Source organism: Aquipuribacter sp. SD81, from assembly GCF_037153975.1.
In the GTDB taxonomy this organism is placed as follows: domain Bacteria; phylum Actinomycetota; class Actinomycetes; order Actinomycetales; family JBBAYJ01; genus Aquipuribacter.
Map to the genome: position 1 here is coordinate 1 of NZ_JBBAYJ010000058.1, position 4,875 is coordinate 4,875.

The following is a 4,875-nucleotide window of genomic DNA, read 5'->3' on the forward strand; positions in this document are numbered from 1 at the left end:
GGGCCGTCGCGCCCGAGCGCCGGGCCGCGATGGCCTCGGCGCGGCCGGCGCGCTGCGCCGCGGCCCGGGCGGCGGGCGGGGCGGGTGCGGGCACGGGCTCCACGGAGTCCCGGTCCGCGGCGGGCACCCGCCCCTGGAGGACGAACGCCGCCGCGACCGGATGGTGCTCCAGCGGCGCCGTCGGCCGACCTGCGACCGGGCAGCAGCCGGTGTCGTCGCACAGCAGCGAGCGGAAGCGCGTCGGGCCGACGACGACGACGTCGAGGACGTCCGCCCCGTCGTCAGCCAGCGGGGCCGCGACGCCCGCGTCGGCGCCCGCTCGTCCGCTGCCGGCCGGCGGGCCCTCAGCCAGGACGGTGGCGAGCAACGACCCGGCGTAGCCGCCGGGCAGCGCGTCCGGTTCGTGCTCGCCGTAGACCGCGACGAGGGTGAGGGAGCAGCCGTTGCGGTGCAGGACCTCGCGCAGGTGCCGCCACGTCGCGCGGGTCCGCTCGACGGGCTCACCGGGGCGGTGGTCCACGCGGGCGGCGAAGCGGACGGCGCCGCCGGTCAGCCCGACGACGACGAGGGAGCGGGCCGGTCGGTGCCCGACGAGGTAGGGCACGGCGGCCACGAGACCGCCCGGGTCGCGCACCGACACGCGAAGGCCGTCGAGGGACGTGGTGGGGGCGGGATCGTCCATGCCCCGACCCTGCGCCCTGCGGCCACGCGGTGGGAGGTGCGCCGAGGGCTGTGGACGGTCACCGCGGGCTGTGGAGGACGGGACCCGACGGCGGCCCGTCGCATCGGTCGGTCAGCGGTGGACGTACCCGGGGACGACCCGGTCGCGCGCCTTCTCCCAGTCGATGAAGCGGTCGAGCTCACCGATGACGGCGCCCGCGACCCACGCGGCCACGAACGCGTCGTCGGCGAGCCCGAGGACGCCGAGCAGCGCCTCGGGCAGCAGGTCCACCGGCGAGACCACGTACACCAGCCCGAGGACCACCCCGAGCAGCCGGCGGCCGTCGGCGTCCGCGTAGCGGCCGCGGAGCAGCCCGGCGACGAGGCGCGGCAACGCCTTGAGCCGCTCGCCGAGCCCGTAGCGGCCCTCGCCGCGGAACGCCCGCCACAGCACCGCCAGCGCGGCTGCTCGTCCTGCTCGCACCTCGGCCTCCCGTGGGACCGCACGCGCGTCGGGCCCGGGGCACCACGGTACGCCTGTCGCGCCCGGGCTGCCGGGCCGCTGCCGCCGGGCCGCCGTGCCGACGGGCCGACGGGGCTCAGCCGAGCGCGGCGAGCTCCCGCTCGAGGTCGTCGAGGCCGAGCGGACCGAGGTCGAGCGCGGCCATGTGCCAGGTCCGCAGGTCCAGCTCCCGGCCGTCGGCCCGGGCCCGCTCCCGCGCCGCGGCGCGCCCGGCCAGCCACGCCCGCTCACCGAGCTTGTAGCTGATCGCCTGCCCCGGCATGCCGAGGTAGCGCACGATCTCCGAGCGCCGGAACTCCTCCGGCAGCCGCGTGCGCTCGGCGAGCAGCGTCGCGGCGACCTGCGGGGTGAGGACCTCGCCCGCCGCGACGACGGGGAGCCCGTGCTGGTCGGCGGGGACCCGCAGACCGAGGTGCATGCCGATGTCGATGACGACGCGCACCGCCCGCAGCGCCTGCGCGTTCAGGTAGCCCATCCGCTCGCCGGCGTCGCGCAGGTACCCGAGCTCGTCCATGAGCGTCTCGGCGTACAGCGCCCACCCCTCCGTGGCGGCGGACACCGAGCCCACGCTCAGCTGGAAGGTCGTGAGGTCCCCGGCGCGGGCCGTCCAGTGCGCCAGCTGCATGTGGTGGCCCGGCACGCCCTCGTGGTACCAGGTCGACACGACGTCCCACAGCGGGAAGCGCTCCCGCCCGAGCGTCGGCAGCCACGTCCGGCCGGGCCGGGAGAAGTCGAGGCTCGGGCGCGTGTAGTACGGCGCCGCCGCGGACCCGGGCGGCGCGATGCGCGCCTCGACGCGCCGCACCGGGCCGTCGATGTCGAACCACGTGCCGTCGAGGGCCGCCACGGCCCCGTCCATGAGGCCCTGCAGGTGCTCGCGGACCGCGTCGACGCCGACGACGGCCGGTCCGTGCTCGTCGAGGTGGGCCATGGCCTCGGCGGGGCTCGCGCCGCGCAGGACCCGCTCGGCCTCCTGCACCATGCGGGCGTGGACGGCGGCGAGCTCCCGCCAGCCCCACGCGTACGCCTCCTCGGGGTCGAGGTCGGCGCCGGTCCAGCGCCGGGCCCCCAGCACGTAGCGCTCGCGCCCGACGGGGTCCGGCGCGTCGGCGACCGCGGGCAGGTACCGCTCCGCGAGGTGGCGGCGCAGCTCGAGCACCCCGGCCAGGGCCTCGCCCGCGGCCTGCTCGGCCTCGGCGCGCAGGGCCGGCGAGGCACCGCCCGGGAGGCCGTCGAGGAGCTCGTCGAGGTGGTCGGCGAACCAGCCGCGGCCGTCGGCGGCGGCCGCCCAGCTCGTCAGCTGGTCGACGACGTCCCGGACCTGCGCGGGACCGGCGGGCAGCCCGGCCGCGAGGCCGGCCTCCAGGCTCCGGGCGTACGCGCCGTACGCGTCCCGCACGCGGGCCGTGCGCCGGACGGCCGCCTCGACCGCCTCCTCGCTGCCCGTCGGCATGGCGAGCAGGGTGCTCCGGACGCGCTGCACCGGGCTGAAGAGGACCCCGACCTCGCGCAGGTGCTCCCCCGCCCGGTGCTCGGCCGCCGCCACCTCGAGGCGGTCGCGCAGCAGCGCGGCGCAGCGCGCCTCCAGCGGGTCCGCGGTGCCCTGCCCGGTCAGCGCCGACAGCCGGTCGAGCGTGCGCGCGACGAGGGCGTGCCGGGCGTCGGCGCCCTCCGGCGACAGGTCCGCGAGGCCGTCGGCGAGCGGGTCGGTGCCCAGCTGGGTGGCGAGCCCGGGGTCCAGCACGCTGAGGTCGGCGACGTAGCGGTCGGCCAGGTCGCGCACGGGGCGCTCACCCGGACGGGCCGGGCGGGTGGGGTCGGGGTCGCGGTCGCTGGTCACGGTCGGCCATGCAAGCACGGGCGCCGGGCGACCGCGCGCCCCGGGCGCAGGCCGGCTACACGAAGGTGTGGCGGACGTGGTGCCAACCCGCCCCGCCGCGCAGCCGCACCTGCCGGGCGGCCGCGTCGGCCGAGGCCAGCAGCTCCTCCGCGACCTGGCCCGGGTCCTCGCTGCCCGCGCACGGGCGCGCCGCGGCGCCCACGCTCGCGGTGACGCGCCCGCGCGCCGTCCCGGGGGCCTGCACGTCCACCGAGGCGGTCGCGCGGGCCGCGACCCGCGAGATCTCCAGCTCGTGGACGTCCTCGCACACGGCGAGGAAGGCGTCCTGGCCCACGCGGGAGAGGGTGTCGCCGAGGCGCAGCGTCCGGCGCAGCCGGGCCGAGACCTCCACGAGCACCGAGTCGCCCGCCGCCTGGCCGTGCGCGGCGACGAGGTCGTCGAGGCCGTCCAGCGCCAGCCACAGCACCCCGACCGAGCGGCCGGAGCGCGTCGAGCGCTCGAGGGCGTTGACGAGGCGGTCCACCGCCACCTCGGGCTGCCGCAGCCCGGTGAGGTCGTCGACACCCGACCCGCGGCCGGACTCGCGGGCGTCCGGCGCGTCGCCCTCCCCCGCGACGTGCAGCAGCAGGCTGACGAGCTCCTGCTCGGCGGTGCGGACCGCCGACACGGTGAGCCGCACGGGCACCGGCGCGCCGTCACCGCCGGTGTACGCCGCACCGCCCTGCCAGGTGTCCCGCTCGCCCCGGGCCACCTCGCGCAGCGCGGTGAGGACCTCCTCGCGCCCGGCCCCGGTGAGCAGCTCGTCGTGCCGCCGGCGCAGCAGCGCCCCGCGCGCCTGGCCGAGCACCCGGGCGAGGGAGTCGTTGACCTTGCGCCACGAGCCGTCGGGTCCGAGCACGGCCGTGCCGACAGGCGACTGCTCGACCGCCCGGCGGAACAGCTCCTCGGCGACGTCGAGACGACGCTCGGCCTCGACGAGCTCCGCGGCCGGGCGGGTCGCTGACCGCAGCTCCACCACGCGGCCGGTCGTCGCGTCGAGCCGGCCGGTGAGGGCCGTCTCCACGAGGCGGTGCTCGTCGTCGGCGCCGCGGAAGCGGTACCGGACGGTCACCCGCTCCCCCGCCGCCGCCGAGGAGTGCGCCCGGTCCACGCGGGCGACGTCGTCGGGGTGCACGAGGGCGTGCAGGGGCCGGCCGAGCAGGTCCTCCGGCTCCCAGCCGAGGTCGTGCGCCGCGCGGTCGCTCACCCACGTGAAGGTGCCGTCGGCGCCGTGCAGCCCGACGGTCTCGTGCGAGGTGAGGCAGACGGTGCTGAGGTGCTCGCGCAGCTCGTCGGCCTCGCTGGAGGCGACGACGGCGTCGTGCTCGTCGGCGAGGACGACGTGCGCCTCGGACAGGTCCTGGTCCACCCAGCGCATGCCGAGGCGGGTCCAGCGGCGCTCGCCGCCGCGACGGCGCACCCGCACCCGCAGCACGGCCTCCTCCCCGAAGGCGAGCCCGTCGAAGCGGGCCTTGACCCCGGGACGGTCCGCGGGGCTCACGAACTCCACGACGGAGCAGCCGACGACGTCGTCGACCGGGCGACCGAGGACGTCCTCGCACGCCTCGCCCGCCCCGACGACCTTGCCCCACCGGGACACGCGCAGGACGAGGTCCCGCTCCGGCGCGAGCAGGCGGCGGGTGCGCAGCGTCTCCACGGCCACGGCGACCCTGGCGTGCACGTCGGCGGTGACGTCGACGACCAGCGCGGCGACGCCGACCCGGCCGCCCGCGCCGTCGACGAGGGCGGCGTCGACGCGGACCCACCGCACCGGCCCCGCGCCCGCCGCGGGCGCCGCGGGCGCCGCGCCGTG

General features: G+C 78.7%; 4 protein-coding genes. All 4 read right to left on the reverse strand.

Annotated elements, in window-relative coordinates; genetic code table 11:
• The coding region (locus tag WAA21_RS17785) for a DUF4192 family protein (RefSeq protein ID WP_336924192.1) at positions 1-682 on the reverse strand (682 nt) is incomplete at its 3' end.
• Between the two features lie 111 nt (positions 683-793).
• Positions 794-1,144, reverse strand: coding sequence for a YkvA family protein (locus WAA21_RS17790; protein ID WP_336924193.1), 351 nt, complete (start codon positions 1,142-1,144; stop codon positions 794-796).
• Positions 1,145-1,259: 115 nt separating this feature from the next.
• A complete protein-coding gene (locus WAA21_RS17795) occupies positions 1,260-3,023 on the reverse strand; it encodes a DUF885 domain-containing protein (RefSeq protein ID WP_336924194.1) in 1,764 nt (587 codons plus the stop codon).
• 55 nt (positions 3,024-3,078) lie between these two features.
• A partial coding sequence (locus WAA21_RS17800) for a PAS domain S-box protein (protein WP_336924196.1) occupies positions 3,079-4,875 on the reverse strand: 1,797 nt, incomplete at its 5' end.